Annotated in this window: 12 protein-coding genes and 1 tRNA gene; 11 read left to right on the top strand and 2 right to left on the bottom strand. The window is 65.0% G+C overall.

The genetic code is table 11. The features are described 5' to 3' along the window. Positions 1 to 72 precede the first annotated feature (72 nt). Entirely contained in the window at positions 73 to 891 is an 819-nt protein-coding gene (gene otnI / locus BP68_RS14865; RefSeq protein WP_496373116.1) for a 2-oxo-tetronate isomerase, read from the top strand. 83 nt (positions 892 to 974) lie between these two features. After that, entirely contained in the window at positions 975 to 1,442 is a 468-nt protein-coding gene (locus tag BP68_RS14860) for an SRPBCC family protein (RefSeq protein ID WP_496373114.1), read from the top strand. 91 nt (positions 1,443 to 1,533) lie between these two features. Here BP68_RS14860 and BP68_RS14855 read toward each other — a convergent pair whose 3' ends face one another. Then, the gene (locus BP68_RS14855) at positions 1,534 to 2,400 is read right to left on the bottom strand and encodes a universal stress protein (protein WP_496373112.1); all 867 of its coding nucleotides are present in this window, start codon (positions 2,398 to 2,400) and stop codon (positions 1,534 to 1,536) included. Between the two features lie 216 nt (positions 2,401 to 2,616). Further along, positions 2,617 to 2,701: transfer RNA gene (locus BP68_RS14850), tRNA-Leu, on the bottom strand. A 19-nt stretch (positions 2,702 to 2,720) separates the two neighbouring features. Here BP68_RS14850 and rnr point away from each other — a divergent pair. From rnr to typA, 9 genes are all read left to right on the top strand, one after another. Then, entirely contained in the window at positions 2,721 to 5,009 is a 2,289-nt protein-coding gene (rnr, locus tag BP68_RS14845) for a ribonuclease R (RefSeq protein WP_496373110.1), read from the top strand. A 56-nt stretch (positions 5,010 to 5,065) separates the two neighbouring features. Further along, positions 5,066 to 5,821, top strand: a complete 756-nt coding sequence (locus BP68_RS14840; RefSeq protein WP_496373108.1) for an SDR family oxidoreductase — start codon at positions 5,066 to 5,068, stop codon at positions 5,819 to 5,821. Between the two features lie 124 nt (positions 5,822 to 5,945). After that, on the top strand, positions 5,946 to 6,329 hold the full coding sequence (locus tag BP68_RS14835) for a thioredoxin family protein (RefSeq protein WP_496373106.1): 384 nt from the start codon (positions 5,946 to 5,948) through the stop codon (positions 6,327 to 6,329). Between the two features lie 196 nt (positions 6,330 to 6,525). Then, positions 6,526 to 7,116: a ribosome maturation factor RimP gene (gene rimP, locus BP68_RS14830; RefSeq protein WP_496373104.1), complete on the top strand. Its 591-nt coding sequence runs from the start codon at positions 6,526 to 6,528 to the stop codon at positions 7,114 to 7,116. A 70-nt stretch (positions 7,117 to 7,186) separates the two neighbouring features. After that, positions 7,187 to 8,671 carry a transcription termination factor NusA gene (gene nusA / locus BP68_RS14825; protein WP_496373102.1) on the top strand — a complete coding sequence of 495 codons (1,485 nt, stop codon included), beginning with the start codon at positions 7,187 to 7,189 and terminating at the stop codon, positions 8,669 to 8,671. A 24-nt stretch (positions 8,672 to 8,695) separates the two neighbouring features. Next, the gene (gene infB / locus BP68_RS14820; protein WP_496373100.1) at positions 8,696 to 11,530 is read left to right on the top strand and encodes a translation initiation factor IF-2; all 2,835 of its coding nucleotides are present in this window, start codon (positions 8,696 to 8,698) and stop codon (positions 11,528 to 11,530) included. 12 nt (positions 11,531 to 11,542) lie between these two features. Further along, complete coding sequence (gene rbfA / locus BP68_RS14815; protein WP_496373098.1) at positions 11,543 to 11,920, top strand: 30S ribosome-binding factor RbfA; 378 nt, start codon at positions 11,543 to 11,545, stop codon at positions 11,918 to 11,920. After that, on the top strand, positions 11,917 to 12,918 hold the full coding sequence (truB, locus tag BP68_RS14810; protein ID WP_496373096.1) for a tRNA pseudouridine(55) synthase TruB: 1,002 nt from the start codon (positions 11,917 to 11,919) through the stop codon (positions 12,916 to 12,918). The genes rbfA and truB overlap by 4 nt, the downstream gene beginning before the upstream one ends. Next, the gene (gene typA / locus BP68_RS14805; protein ID WP_496373094.1) at positions 12,915 to 14,744 is read left to right on the top strand and encodes a translational GTPase TypA; all 1,830 of its coding nucleotides are present in this window, start codon (positions 12,915 to 12,917) and stop codon (positions 14,742 to 14,744) included. Before truB ends, typA begins: the two co-directional genes overlap by 4 nt. The last annotated feature ends 208 nt before the right edge of the window (positions 14,745 to 14,952 follow it).

Below are 14,952 nucleotides of genomic sequence, written 5' to 3'. Positions count from 1 at the left end.
TTTGCCGTTCCTAGAATGGGCGGGGCGCCGGGCCAGTGGCCCGGCGCCCCTTTTTCTTGCCACAGCCCTCCCATGCCCCGCTTCGCCGCCAATCTCTCCATGCTCTACGCGGAGCATGCCTTCCTCGACCGCTTTGCCGCCGCCGCGCGCGATGGCTTCAGGGGCGTGGAATATTTGTTTCCCTACGACCATCCGGCCGATGAGATTGCGCGGCGGCTGGCGGACCATGGGCTCACCCAGGTACTCTTCAACGCACCGCCCGGCGACTGGACCGCGGGCGAACGGGGCCTGGCCTGCCTGCCAGGGCGCGAGGCCCAGTTCCGCGCAGACCTGGCGCGCGCGCTGGAATACGCCGCCGCCCTGCGCTGCGAACGGGTGCATGTGATGGCGGGCGTGGTGCCGCCGGATGTGTCCATGGCGCGGGCCGAGCAGACCTTTGTGGAGAACCTGGCCTGGGCCGCACCGCAGGCGGCCGCCTGCGGCGTGCGGCTGCAGATCGAGCCCATCAACGGGCGCGACATGCCGGGCTACATGCTGCAGCGCCAGGCGCAGGCCCATGCCTTGCTGGAGCGCGTGGGTGCTGCCAACGTGCAGGTGCAGATGGACCTGTACCACTGCCAGATCATGGAGGGCGACCTGACCATGGCGCTGCGCCGCTATCTACCCACGGGCCGGGTGGGCCATGTGCAGATCGCCGGCGTGCCCGAGCGCCATGAGCCGGACCTGGGCGAGGTGCGCTACGAACACCTGTTCGGCGTGATCGATGCGTTCAGTGGCCCGGCGGGTTTTGACGGCTGGGTCGGGTGCGAGTACCGGCCGCGCGACGCGTCGGCCGGCGGCACCACGGCGGGGCTCGATTGGCTGCGCCTTTGGCGAGGTGGATCCCCCTGATGCCCGCATATGGATTCTGGGCGGGCCTGTACGCCACGGGGCAAGAGGGCCATCCTCTGCGCTTTCTGTAAAGGAGTGTTTCCATGAACCAGCCTGCCTCTGACACCACCGCTTCGACCGTCCGGCTGCACCGGGTGCTGCGGGCTCCGCCGGATCGTGTCTACCGAGCGTTTCTCGATGCCGACGCCATGGCCAAGTGGCTGCCGCCCTTCGGCTTCACGGGTCGCGTGCACAACATCGACGCGCGGGTGGGCGGCAGCTACCGCATGTCGTTCACCCACTTCGGCAATGGCCAGCAGCATGCCTTTGGCGGCACCTACCTGGAGCTGGTGCCAGGAGTGCGCCTGCGCTACAGCGATGCGTTCGAGGACCCGAACCTGCCGGGGCAGATGCTCACCACGGTGGAATTTCGCGCCGTGGCCGTGGGCACGGAGCTGATGGTGGTGCAGGAAGGCATTCCCGCCGCCATCCCGGCCGAGGCCTGCTACTTGGGATGGCAGGAGTCGCTGCTGCAACTGGCGCAGCTCGTCGAGGCCGAAGTGACGGGGTGATGCCGGTACTGGAGGGCGAAATATGAATGGAAAATGGCTCCGGCGCTTGTACATCAAGCGCTGATAGCTATTATTTTAGGAGTTGCGGGCTTTAACGCAGCACCAGCACCGGCACCGTGCACAGCCGCAGCAGGGCGGTGGTGGTGCTGCCCACGATGAGCTGGCGGATGCGGGAGTGCCCATAGGCGCCCAGCACCAGCAGCACGTTGCCGCGCGATTGCAGCAAGGCGGGCAGGGCCTCTTCAGGCACGCCGGGCACGATCTGGGTGGTGATGTCGAAGCCGGCCTGCTCCAGATGCGCCTGGGCACTCTGCAGCCGTTCCAGCATTTCCAGTGTGGGCTCGCCGGCCATGGCCAGCAGGCCGGGCATGCCGCGCAGCAGCGGGCTGCGGGCCACGGCCTCCACGGCGCGCCGGGCCGTATCGCTGCCGTCGAAGGCGACGACAAAGCCGGCAGGCGCGGTGAAGTCGGGTGTGGTCATCACCAGAACGGGCTGGCGCACGCTGCGGATCACGCTCTCCACGCGGTGGTCCAGCCGCAGCCTGCGCGGCGCTGTGGCACGGTGCTGGCGCCCCAGCACGAAGAGGCGGGCGCTGGGCTCGTGCTCCAGCAGTACGTCGGTCAGTTCGCCATGGCGCAGCAGCGCTTGCAGCGACGGCACGCGGCTGGCATCCACCCGGGCCTGGGCCTCGGCCAGCATGCGGCGCGCGGCCTCTTGCGCAACCTGGCTGCGCTCTTCGTCCAGCGTGTTCAGGCGCTGCAGCAGCAGATCCTGCGCGCCCATGCCGATCACGCCGCTGTAGTCGCCCACGGGGGGCATGGGCTCGGGCCGCTCCAGCGCGTGCAGCAGGGCCATGGGGGCCTGGAGGCGCTGCGCGGCCCAGAAGGCGCCATCCACCACGGCGTGGGTGGTGGCCAGTCCATCGATGCAGGCGTACACGGTGTGGGGGGTGGTCATGGGGCTCCTCCTGTGGCATCCGGGCAGGCCGGCGCGGGGCCGGTGGCGATGGGCACAGTGTGGCACCGCAGCGTGGTGCGCGCCAGCCTGCGTTGGTTGCGGGCCGGACTGGATCGGTGCAACGCCGGACGCGATCCGGGCAAAGGCCTCCGTCCCTGAAGAGAGGGCAAAAAGCAAAAAAGCCGCTAACTTGCATTAGCGGCTTTTTCTTTGTTTTGGTGCCCAGGAGAGGACTCGAACCTCCACGATGTTACTCGCTAGTACCTGAAACTAGTGCGTCTACCAATTCCGCCACCTGGGCATTTCAGGAAAGACTCAGATTGTATATCAAAAAAAATCACTCGAACGCACCCGTCTCGCAAAATTCATTGGACGAGATTGAGGGCAGCGTACAGGGCCACAGGGACGGGCATGGGTTTGTCATCCGCGACGATGGTGAGCCCGACATCTACATTCCTCCCAACGAGATGCGAGCGGTGCTGCACAAGGATCGCGTGCGGGTTCGCATCGTGCGCCAAGACAGGCGCGGCAGGCCTGAGGGGCGCATTGTCGAGATTGTGGAGCGGCCGCCGCAGCCCATCATCGGCAGGCTGCTGCAGGAGAGCGGTGTTTGGCTGGTGGCCCCCGAGGACAAACGCTATGGGCAGGACGTGCTGATTCCCAAGGGTGCCACGGGGGCTGCAACCGCCGGCCAGGTCGTCGTGGTGCAATTGACCGAGCCTCCGGCGCTGTTTGGTCAGCCCGTGGGGCGGGTGGTCGAGGTGCTGGGGGAGGTCGATGACCCGGGCATGGAGGTGGAGATCGCTGTGCGCAAGTATGGCGTGCCGCATGAGTTCTCCGAGGCCTGCCTGGAGCAGGCGAAGGCATTGCCGGACAAGGTGCGCGCGCAGGACAAGCGCCGCCGTGTCGATCTCACGGATGTCCCGCTCGTCACCATAGATGGCGAGGATGCGCGTGACTTCGACGATGCCGTGTACTGCGAGCCGGCGAAGATCGGCCGGAGCAAGGGGTGGCGCTTGCTGGTGGCCATTGCCGATGTGAGCCACTACGTGGAGACGGGCAGTGCCATCGACGTGGATGCCTACGATCGCGCCACGAGCGTGTATTTCCCGCGGCGTGTGATCCCCATGCTGCCGGAGAAGCTCTCGAATGGCCTGTGTTCACTGAATCCGTATGTCGAGCGCCTGTGCATGGTGTGCGACATGATGGTGACTGCCAAGGGGGAGATACACGCGTATCAGTTCTATCCGGCAGTGATGCTCAGCCACGCCCGCTTTACCTACAACGAGGTGGCTGCCGTGCTGGCCAATACGCGGGGCCCGGAGGCCGTCAAGCGCCAGGAGCGCGTGGCCGATCTGCTCAATCTGCACGATGTCTACCGTGCGCTGCTGGCGGCGCGGCAGCAGCGCGGGGCTGTTGACTTTGAAACCACGGAGACCCAGATCGTCTGCGATGACAACGGCCGCATCGACAAGATCGTGCCGCGCGTGCGGACCGAGGCGCACCGGTTGATCGAGGAAGCCATGCTGGCTGCCAATGTCTGCAGCGCGGACTTCATCGAGCAGGCTGGTCGGGCGGGCCTGTATCGCGTGCACGAGGGGCCCACGCCGGAGAAGCAGGAAATCCTGCGCGCCTACCTGAAGGCCATGGGTGTTGGCATGTCGATCGGGGATGAGCCGCGGCCAGCCGAGTTCCAGGCCATTGCGGAGGCCACCAAGGATCGGCCCGACGCGCAGCAGATCCACACCATGCTGCTGCGCTCCATGCAGCAGGCGATCTATACGCCGATCAACAGCGGGCACTTCGGTCTGGCGTTTCAGGCCTATACCCATTTCACCAGCCCCATTCGCCGCTATCCCGACCTGCTGGTGCATCGTGTCATCAAGTCCATTCTGGGCGGCACCAAGTACGCCTTGCCGGCCTTGCCGACCCCTGGGGAGGCTCAGTTCAAGCTGGCCAAGCGTCTCGCCGCCAAGGCTGCCGAGCCATCCATCCGTCCGCGCAAGGGCGGGGCCATCAGTGTCCGTGAAACCCAGGCCTGGGAGGCCGCCGGGCTGCACTGCAGTGCCAACGAACGCCGCGCCGACGAGGCCAGCCGCGATGTGGAGGCGTGGCTCAAGTGCCAGTACATGCGCGAGCATCTCGGGGAGGAATACAGCGGTGTCGTCAGCGCCGTGACCAGCTTTGGCATCTTCGTGACCCTGGATGCGCTGTACGTTGAAGGGCTGGTCCACATCACGGAGCTGGGTGGGGAATACTTCAAGTTCGACGAGGCCCGGCAGGAGTTGCGTGGCGAGCGCACAGGCATCCGCTATTCCATTGGCGCACGCGTGCGGGTGCAGGTGAGTCGCGTGGATCTGGACGGCCGCAGGGTGGATTTTCGGTTGGTGAACGAAGGGGGCGAGGCCCTGCCGACCAGGCCTTCGAAAGGGCGTGAGCCGTCCAAGCGCCGCTCGGCTGAGGAGGAGCGCTCGCGCGCGCAGGTGCATACGGCTGCCAAGGGCGGCGGAACAAGGCCGATGAAGGAGAAGGTCCAGGGTAAGCCGGCTGCTGGCAAAAAGCATGGCACCGGCAAGGGTGGTAGCAAGGGACGTCGGTCGCGAGGCTGACCGCAAGGTCGCTGTCCGTCCATACGGATGGATATCAAAACCAGGAAAGATCAGGCATGAGTGAGACTTCAAGGATTGCCATCGTTACGGGGGCGGGGACCGGCATTGGCCGGGCAGCGGCGCTGGCCTTGCTCAAGGATGGTTGGAGCGTGGCCTTGGCGGGGCGGCGTGAGCAGCCGTTGCTCGATGTTGTGCAAGAGTCGGGGGCCGGTGCGCGAGCCCTGGTCGTCCCGACGGATGTGGCGGATCCCGTGGCCGTGCACCAGCTGTTTGATGGAGCGGTGCAGCGGTTTGGGCGGGTGGATCTGCTGTTCAACAATGCGGGAGTGGGTGCGCCGGCCATTCCGCTCGAGGACTTGTCGGTGGAGCAGTGGAAGAGCGTGGTGGACATCAACATGAATGGCATGTTCTTCTGCATCCAGAACGCCTTTCGGGTGATGAAGGCGCAGTTGCCGCGCGGCGGGCGCATCATCAACAATGGCTCCATTTCGGCCCATGCGCCACGACCCAATTCCATCGCCTATACGTCCACCAAACATGCCGTGATGGGCATGACGAAGTCGGCCTCTCTCGACGGGCGCAAATACGACATCGCTGTGGGGCAGATCGATGTGGGCAATGCACAGACGGAGCTGGCGCAGCGCATGACGCAAGGGGTGCAGCAGGCCAATGGCCAGGTTGCCGCGGAGCCTCTGATGGATGTGGGCGTCGTGGGGCAGTCCGTGCTGTACATGGCGAATCTGCCACTGGAGGCCAATGTGATGTTCCATACCGTCATGGCCACGAAGATGCCTTTTGTGGGGCGTGGTTGAGGGGGCCTTGTCTTGCCCGTGATTGCTCTCTCGAGTGCCAGCAAGGTCTGGGGTAGGGTGAAAGACCGATACGATCAATGCCCGCCGCGCTAGCGAGCGTTTTTTGAGCGGAAGGACTGATCGCATGGATATCAAGACCGCGTGGCCGGCGCGGGCTCCATCTTCCTCGGAACGGCAGCCCTGGTGGGTGGTGTGCCTTTGCGCGCAGTGGTGTGGGGTGTGCCGTGAATACCGGAGTGCCTTCGAGGCGCTGGCAGGAGATTGGCCGCAGGTTCGATTTGAGTGGGTGGACGTGGAGGACGAGGAGGCGGTCGTGGGGGACGTCGATGTGGAAACCTTCCCCACCATTTTGATTGCCGATGGCCGGGTGGCGCGATTTTTTGGGCCGGTGCTGCCTCAGTCGAGGGTTCTGGGGCGCATGCTGCAAGGCTTGCAGGAGGATCCGGATTCACACCCTGCCGATGCCCAGGCGCAGGCGCTGTTTCAGCGGATTGCTGCCAGCAGGTAGCAATGGCGGGATGCAAGATGCGTGCCGCTGGTCTTTGCATGGCGGCGCGTTAGCGGCTACAATACCCGCTTCACGACCAAAACGGGCGGGTACTCACCGCCCGTTTTTTTTGGGCGTTTGCTTTTTGGTTTGCGGCTGCTGGTGATTTTGCGGGCCGCGCAAGCCTTTCAACTGGAATTGGATAGAGCGCACACACGTGGCATTGCAGCAAATCGTTGAACAGACCGTGGCCGGGTTGGGCTATGACCTGGTGGAGATTGAGTGCTCCGCGGGAGGCTTGCTGCGCATCACCATTGATTTGGTGTGGGCTCCTCCTGCAGAGGGCGCCGAGGCCCAGGTCGCCGAGCAGTTCATCACCGTCGAGGACTGCGAAAAGGTCACGCGCCAGCTGCAGTTTGCGCTGGAGGTCGATGGCGTGGATTACAAGCGCCTGGAGGTGTCCTCGCCCGGGATCGACCGCTTGCTGCGCAATGAACAGGATTTCACGCGCTTCGAGGGCGAGGTGATCGATATCACTCTCAAGCAGCCCATGGGAGCCGCGGCAGGTGGGCAGGTGCATGCCAATCGCAAGAAGTTCCGTGGCGTGCTGGAGCGTGCGCAGGCCGGCGGCTGGCAGATCGTCTGGAGCGATGAGCCGCCGGTCAAGCCGGGGCAGCGTGTGAGCAAAAAACGTATACCTGCGCCACTGCAGGCCCTGGGGTTCACGCTGGATGAACTGCGAGAGGCGAGGCTCGCGTCCATCGTGGACTTTAAGGGGCGGGGTGCTAAGCCCGGCAGCTTGGGCTGAGGGTCTGCAAACAGGGGCTGGCGTGTCATGGCGGCAGCCCGCCAGGATCGAGAAACAGGAGAGTCGTCGCATGAATCGCGAATTGTTGATGTTGGTAGAGGCCATTTCGCGCGAAAAGAACGTGGAACGCGATGTGGTCTTGGGTGCGGTGGAGTCGGCACTGGCGCAGGCCACAAAGAAGCTGTACCAGGGCGAGGTGGACATCCGCGTGTCCATTGACCGTGACAGTGGCGAATACGAGACTTTCCGCCGTTGGCTGGTGGTTCCTGACGATGCGGGGCTGCAGAACCCCGAAGCCGAGGAGCTGCTCATGGATGCCCAGGAGCGTGTTCCCGACGTCGAGGTGGGCGAGTACATCGAAGAGTCGGTGGAGTCCGTTCCCATCGGGCGCATCGGAGCCATGGCGGCCAAGCAGGTGATCCTGCAGAAGATCCGCGATGCTGAGCGAGAGATGCTGCTCAACGACTTCATGTCGCGTGGCGAAAAAATCTTCACCGGCACCGTCAAGCGCATGGACAAGGGCGACATCATCGTCGAGTCCGGCCGCGTGGAAGGGCGCCTTCGCCGCGGCGAGATGATCCCCAAGGAAAATCTGCGCAATGGCGACCGTGTGCGCGCCATGATCATGGACGTGGATCTCACGCTGCGTGGCGCGCCCATCATCCTCTCGCGCTCTGCGCCGGAGTTCATGATTGAGCTGTTCCGCAACGAGGTGCCCGAGATCGAGCAGGGTCTGCTGGAAATCAAGAGTTGCGCACGCGACCCCGGCAGCCGCGCCAAGATCGCCGTGCTCAGCCATGACAAGCGGGTGGACCCGATCGGCACCTGTGTGGGCGTGCGCGGCACGCGGGTGAATGCCGTGACGAACGAGCTGGCCGGAGAGCGCGTGGACATCGTGCTCTGGTCGGATGATCCGGCGCAGTTCGTGATTGGTGCCTTGGCACCGGCCAACGTAACATCCATCGTCGTCGACGAGGAAAAGCACGCCATGGACGTGGTGGTGGACGAGGAAAACCTTGCCATCGCGATTGGTCGGGGAGGTCAGAACGTGCGTCTGGCCTCCGATCTCACGGGCTGGAAGATCAACATCATGGACGCCGCCGAATCGGCGCAGAAGCAGGCCGACGAAACCGATGCGGCCCGCAAGCTGTTCATGGACAAGCTCGATGTGGACGAGGAAATCGCCGACATCCTGATCCAGGAAGGTTTCGAGAGCCTGGAAGAGGTGGCCTACGTGCCGCTGCAGGAAATGCTGGAGATCGAGAGCTTCGACGAGGACACCGTGAACGAACTGCGTGCACGGGCCAAGGATGCGCTGCTCACCATGGAAATCGCTCGTGAAGAGAGCATGGACAACGTGTCGCAGGATCTGCGGGACCTCGAAGGGCTGAACGCCGAGTTGATCGCCAAGCTGACGGCTGGCGGAGTGCATACACGTGACGACCTGGCCGACCTGGCCATTGATGAACTGACCGAACTGACCGGGCAGTCTGCTGAAGATGCGACGGCCTTGATCATGAAGGCGCGCGAACACTGGTTCACGGGACAAGAGTAAAGGTCAGGGAGGTTCGAATCCAATATGTCGAGTAATACTGTTGCTGAGTTCGCTGCAGAGCTCAAGAAATCGCCTGATACCTTGCTGGATCAACTCAAGTCAGCCGGTGTGGCCAAGTCCTTGCCGTCCGATGTCCTGAATGAAGCCGACAAGCAGAAGCTGCTGGCCTTCCTTCAGGCAAGCCATGGAACGGCAGGCGGCGATCGCAAGAAGATCACGCTGGTGAAGAAGTCCACCAGCGAGATCAAGCAGGCCGATGCCACCGGCAAAGCCCGCACCATCCAAGTGGAAGTGCGCAAGAAGCGCACCTTCATCAAGCGCGACGACAGCGCCGAGTCCGCGTCCGAGTCCGTTGCAGCGGCGCCGTCCGCAGAGGATCTGGAGCTGGCCCGCCGCGAGGAAGAGGCGCGCCGCCAGGCCGCGTTGATCAGCCGGCAAGAGGAAGAACTGGTCGCTGCGCGGCGCGAGCGCGAAGACCGCGAGCGGCGCGAGCGTGAGGCCGAGGAGCGCGCGGCGGCCTACGCCGCGCAGCAGGCCGAGAAAAAGGCGCAGGAATCCGCGGAGCGCGCGGAGGCCCAACGTGAGGCAGTGGCCGAGGCCGAGGCACGCAACGCGGCCCAGGCAGAGGCACGCGCCAAGGCCGAGGCCGAATCCAAGGCCCGCGCGGCTGAAGAGACAGCGCGCGCCGCAGACCTGGACGAGCGTCGCCGCAAGGCCCTGGCCGAGGCCGAGGCCATCCGTGCCATGATGGCGGCCCCCAAGAAGGTGCTCGTGGCGAAGAAGCCCGAGGAAGCCAAGCCCGTCGCCAAGCCTGGGACCACGGCCGACGCCAAGAGGGGCACGCTGCACAAGCCGGCCACCGGTTCGAGCGGTGTTGCCCGGGCAGGGGCGCCCGCAGCACCGGGAAGCGGCGCTGGCAAGGAAGTGAAGTCGGCCAAGCTCTCGTCGAGCTGGGCCAACGACACGGCCAAGAAAAAGGAAATCAAGACCCGCGGCGACAGCAGCGGTGGCGTGGGCCGTGGCAACTGGCGTGGTGGGCCGCGTGGCCGCCGCGGCAATGACCGCGATGCCCAGCCCCAGCAGCAGGCGCCGGTCGAGTTCCGCGCGATCGAGGTCCATGTGCCCGAAACCATCACCGTGGCCGAACTGGCCCACAAGATGGCCATCAAGGCGTCGGAGGTGATCAAGGCCCTCATGAAGATGGGCCAGATGGTCACTATCAACCAGCCGCTGGACCAGGACACCGCCATGATCGTGGTGGAGGAAATGGGCCACACGGCCAAGGTGGCGGCTCTGGACGATCCGGAAGCCTTCACCGACGAGGAAGTCTCCAGCGCGGATGCCGAGCTGCTGCCCCGCGCTCCCGTGGTGACCGTCATGGGCCACGTGGACCACGGCAAGACCTCGCTGCTGGACTACATCCGTCGTACCAAGGTCGCTTCGGGCGAAGCCGGCGGCATCACCCAGCACATCGGTGCCTATCACGTGGAAACACCGCGCGGCATCGTCACCTTCCTCGACACCCCGGGTCACGAGGCCTTCACGGCCATGCGTGCCCGCGGTGCGCAGGCCACCGACATCGTCATCCTGGTGGTGGCGGCGGACGACGGCGTGATGCCCCAGACCAAGGAAGCCATCAAGCACGCCAAGGCGGCCGGTGTTCCGCTGGTGGTGGCCATCACCAAGTCCGACAAGCCCGATGCCAACCCCGAGCGCGTCAAGCAGGAGCTCGTGGTGGAAGAGGTGGTGCCCGAGGAATACGGTGGCGACTCGCCCTTCGTGGCCGTGTCCTCCAAGACCGGCATGGGCATTGACGAGCTGCTTGAGCAGGTGCTGCTGCAGGCCGAAGTGCTGGAGCTCAAGGCGCCGGTCGAGGCCGCCGCCAAGGGTATCGTGATCGAAGCCCAGCTGGACAAGGGCCGCGGTACCGTGGCCACCGTGCTGGTGCAGTCCGGTACGCTGAAGGTGGGCGACGTGGTGCTGGCGGGCCAGACCTACGGCCGCGTGCGTGCCATGCTGGACGAAGACGGCAAGCAGACCAAGGAAGCCGGTCCGTCGATCCCCGTAGAAATCCAGGGCCTGAGCGAAGTGCCGCAGGCCGGCGATGACTTCATGGTGCTGAGCGACGAACGCCGTGCCCGTGAAATCGCCACCTACCGCGCCGGCAAGTTCCGCAACACCAAGCTGGCCAAGCAGCAGGCGGCCAAGCTGGAGAACATGTTCGCCGAGATGAATGCGGGCGATGTGCAGACGCTGCCCATCATCATCAAGGCCGACATGCAGGGCTCGCAGGAGGCCTTGGGCACATCGCTGCTCAAGCTGTCTACGGACGAGATCAAGATCCAGCTGGTGTACTCCGGCGTGGGTGGCATCAGCGAGTCGGACGTCAACCTGGCCATTGCCGCGAAGGCGGTCATCATCGGCTTCAATGTGCGTGCCGACGCCCAGGCCCGCAAGACGGCCGAAGGCAACGATGTGGATATCCGCTACTACAACATCATCTACGACGCCGTGGATGAGGTGAAGTCGGCCATGTCGGGCATGCTGGCACCCGAGAAGCGCGAAGAGATCATCGGCATGGCCGAGATCCGCACCGTGTTCGTGGCAACCAAGATCGGTACGATTGCTGGCTCTTACATCACGCAAGGCCATGTCACCCGCAATGCCCACTTCCGCCTGCTGCGCGACAACGTGGTCATCTACACGGGCGAAATCGAATCGTTGCGCCGCATGAAGGACGACGTCAAGGAAGTCAAGGAAGGCTTCGAGTGCGGTATCAAGCTCAAGAACTACAGCGACATTCGCGAAGGCGACATGCTCGAAGTGTTCGAGATCAAGGAAATCGCCCGTACGCTGTAAGGCAGGCTCCAGATGGCTGCGAAGAAATCCTCCACGCCCAACCGCGGCTTCAAGGTCGCGGACCAGATCCAGCGCGATCTGACCGAGCTGATCCGCGAGTTGAAGGACCCGCGGATCGGCATGGTCACGCTGCAGGGCGTGGAAGTCACGCCCGACTATGCGCACGCCAAGGTGTTCTTCAGCGTGCTCGTGGGTGATGCCGAGGCGACCCAGGAGGCGCTGAACCAGGCTGCAGGCTTCCTGCGCAACGGCCTGTTCAAGCGCCTGCATATCCACACCGTGCCCACGCTGCACTTCGTGTTCGACCGCACCACCGAACGGGCGGCCGACATGAATGCGCTGATCGCGCGCGCGGTGGCCTCCCGTTCCAAAGACGACGACGAAGCATGACCGCGCGCGCTCCCCGCATCCGGGTGCAGCGGCGCCCGGTGCACGGAGTGCTGCTGCTCGACAAACCCCTGGGCCTGTCCAGCAACGACGCCTTGCAGAAGGTGAAATGGCTGCTGCGCGCCGAAAAGGCGGGCCACACGGGCACGCTGGACCCTCTGGCCAGCGGCGTGCTGCCGCTGTGCTTTGGCGCGGCCACCAAGTTCAGCCAGTTGCAGCTGGAGGCGCCCAAGACCTACGAGGCCGTGGCGCTGCTGGGTGTCACGACGAGTACCGGCGATGCCGAGGGCGAGGTGCTGCAGCGCTGCGAGGTGGATCCCGCGCAGCTCACGCCCCAGCGCCTGGCCGCCGTGCAGCAGCAGTTCACCGGCCCCATCCGGCAGGTGCCGCCCATGTACAGCGCGCTCAAGAAGGATGGCAAGGCGCTGTACGAATACGCGCGCGCCGGCATCGCCGTGGAGCGCGAGGCGCGCGATGTCACGATTCATGCATTAAAACTGGCCCTAACGCAGACCAGTCAAGCGCAAATAGCTATAAAAATAATAGTAACCTGCAGCAAGGGCACCTACATCCGCACGCTGGGCGAGGATATCGGCCAGGCGCTGGGTTGCGGCGCGCATCTCACCTTCCTGCGCCGCATCGACACCGGGGGCATCGGCGTGGAGCGCTGCGTCACCCTGGAGGCGCTGGAGGCCATGGACGAGGCTGCACGCATGGCCTGCGTGCAGCCCGTGGAAACGCTGCTGGCGCAGCATGCGGTTGTCACGCTGGACGACGACAATGCCGGGCGTTTCCTCTCAGGCATGCGCCGGCGTGGGGCCTGGCCCGATGCGCCGGCCGTGGCCGTGTTCGGTGCGCGTCCGCGCGCACTGCTGGGCGTGGGCCATGTGCTGCGGGGCGAGCTGATTCCAGATCGGCTGCTCAGTCCCATCGAAATTCAACAAATTCTGGAGAGCTCGCCGCGGGCTGAACGCGGCACATTGGAAGCAACAACGCTATGAGCAAACAAATCCGCAACATCGCCATCATCGCCCACGTCGACCATGGCAAGACCACCATGGTGGACCAGCTGCTGCGCCAGTCCGGCACCTTCGCCGAGCACGAGAAGGTCGTCGACACGGTGATGGACAACAACGCCATCGAACGCGAGCGCGGCATCACCATCCTGGCCAAGAACTGCGCCGTGAGCTGGGGCGGAACGCACATCAACATCCTGGACACACCTGGCCACGCGGACTTCGGCGGCGAGGTGGAGCGCGCCCTGTCCATGGTGGACGGCGTGGTGCTGCTGATCGACGCGCAGGAAGGCCCCATGCCCCAGACGCGCTTCGTGACCAAGAAGGCGCTGGCCCTGGGCCTCAAACCCATCGTGGTGGTCAACAAGGTGGACAAGCCCGGCGCGCGCCCCGACTACGTGGTGAACGCGGCCTTCGACCTGTTCGACAAGCTGGGCGCTACCGACGAGCAGCTGGACTTTCCCGTGGTCTACGCCTCGGGCATCAACGGCTGGAGCGCGCTGGAGCAGGGCAACCCCGGCGAGCAGTGGGGCCCCGACATGTCGGCGCTGTTCGAGACCATCCTCAAGCATGTGCCGGCCGTGAAGGGCGACCCGGCCGCGCCGCTGCAGATGCAGGTCTCGGCGCTGGACTACTCCACCTTCGTGGGTCGTATCGGCGTGGGCCGCATCACCCAGGGCACGCTCAAGGCGGGCCAGGAGGTGCTGGTGATGGCCGGCCCTGATGGCGAGAGCTACAAGGGCCGCATCAACCAGATCCACCAGTTCCAGGGCCTGGACCGCGTGCAGGTGAGCGAGGCCGGCCCCAGTGAGATCGTGCTCATCAACGGCATCGAGAACGTGGGCATCGGCGAGACCATCACCGATCCCGCCAACCCGCAGCCGCTGCCCATGCTCAAGATCGATGAGCCCACGCTGACGATGAACTTCTGCGTGAACACCTCGCCGCTGGCGGGCCGCGAAGGCAAGTTCGTGACCAGCCGCCAGATCTGGGACCGCCTGCAAAAGGAACTGCGCTCCAACGTGGCGCTGCGCGTCAAGGAAACCGATGCGGACGGCATCTTCGAAGTGTCGGGCCGCGGTGAGCTGCACCTGACCATCCTGCTGGAGGAAATGCGCCGCGAAGGCTACGAGCTGGCCGTGTCCAAGCCCCGCGTGGTGATGCGCGACATCGACGGCGTGCGCTGCGAGCCCATCGAGCTGGTGACGGCCGACATCGAGGAAGGTCACCAGGGCGGCGTGATGCAGGCGCTGGGCGAACGCAAGGGCGAGCTGGTGAACATGGAGGCCGACGGTCGCGGCCGCGTGCGCCTGGAGTACCGCATTCCGGCGCGCGGCCTGATCGGCTTCACCAACGAATTCCTGAACCTGACCCGCGGCTCCGGTCTGATCGCCAACATCTTCGACAGCTATGAGGCCCACCGCGGCGACATCGGCGGCCGCAAGAACGGCGTGCTGATCTCCATGGACGACGGCGAAATCTTCACCTATGCCCTGGGCAAGCTGGACGACCGCGGCCGCATGTTCGTGAAGGCCAACGACCCCGTGTACGAGGGCATGATCGTCGGCGTGCATAACCGCGACAACGACCTGGTGGTGAACGCCACGCGCACCAAGCAGCTCACCAACTTCCGCGTGAGCGGCAAGGAAGACGCGATCAAGATCACGCCGCCGATCGACCTCACGCTGGAATACGGCGTGGAGTTCATCGAGGACGACGAGCTGGTGGAGATCACGCCCAAGAGCATCCGCCTGCGCAAGCGCTATCTGAAGGAACACGAGCGCAAGCGCGCCAGCCGCGACGGCGCGTGACGCCAGGGCGTGCGAGCGCCTTGTGCTTCCACCGCGGACCGGGCGGCGATGCCCGCGGGCCGCACATGACAGGGCGAGCCCGTCCGCCAGGACGGCTCGCCCTTCGCACATCCGGGAGCGAGGGCGGCTGCCAGCCGCTACCATGGCCGGTGGCCCCGCCACCCGTGGTGGCCAAGATGTCGCTGGCCGTAGCCGGGCGCTGACAAGC

The organism is Diaphorobacter oryzae DSM 22780 (assembly GCF_059568935.1).
Note: the sequence above shows the minus strand (reverse complement) of the source record. Positions and strands in the feature narration are given on the sequence as shown.

Bases quoted from the DNA above. Each gene is read 5' to 3' on its own strand.
- otnI (WP_496373116.1), top strand. From the start codon at position 73: ATGCCCCGCTTCGCCGCCAATCTCTCCATGCTCTACGCGGAGCATGCC.
- BP68_RS14860 (WP_496373114.1), top strand. From the start codon at position 975: ATGAACCAGCCTGCCTCTGACACCACCGCTTCGACCGTCCGGCTGCAC.
- truB (WP_496373096.1), top strand. From the start codon at position 11,917: ATGACCGCGCGCGCTCCCCGCATCCGGGTGCAGCGGCGCCCGGTGCAC.
- infB (WP_496373100.1), top strand. From the start codon at position 8,696: ATGTCGAGTAATACTGTTGCTGAGTTCGCTGCAGAGCTCAAGAAATCG.
- BP68_RS14840 (WP_496373108.1), top strand. From the start codon at position 5,066: ATGAGTGAGACTTCAAGGATTGCCATCGTTACGGGGGCGGGGACCGGC.
- rbfA (WP_496373098.1), top strand. From the start codon at position 11,543: ATGGCTGCGAAGAAATCCTCCACGCCCAACCGCGGCTTCAAGGTCGCG.
- BP68_RS14855 (WP_496373112.1), bottom strand. From the start codon at position 2,400: ATGACCACCCCCCACACCGTGTACGCCTGCATCGATGGACTGGCCACC.
- typA (WP_496373094.1), top strand. From the start codon at position 12,915: ATGAGCAAACAAATCCGCAACATCGCCATCATCGCCCACGTCGACCAT.
- nusA (WP_496373102.1), top strand. From the start codon at position 7,187: ATGAATCGCGAATTGTTGATGTTGGTAGAGGCCATTTCGCGCGAAAAG.
- BP68_RS14835 (WP_496373106.1), top strand. From the start codon at position 5,946: ATGGATATCAAGACCGCGTGGCCGGCGCGGGCTCCATCTTCCTCGGAA.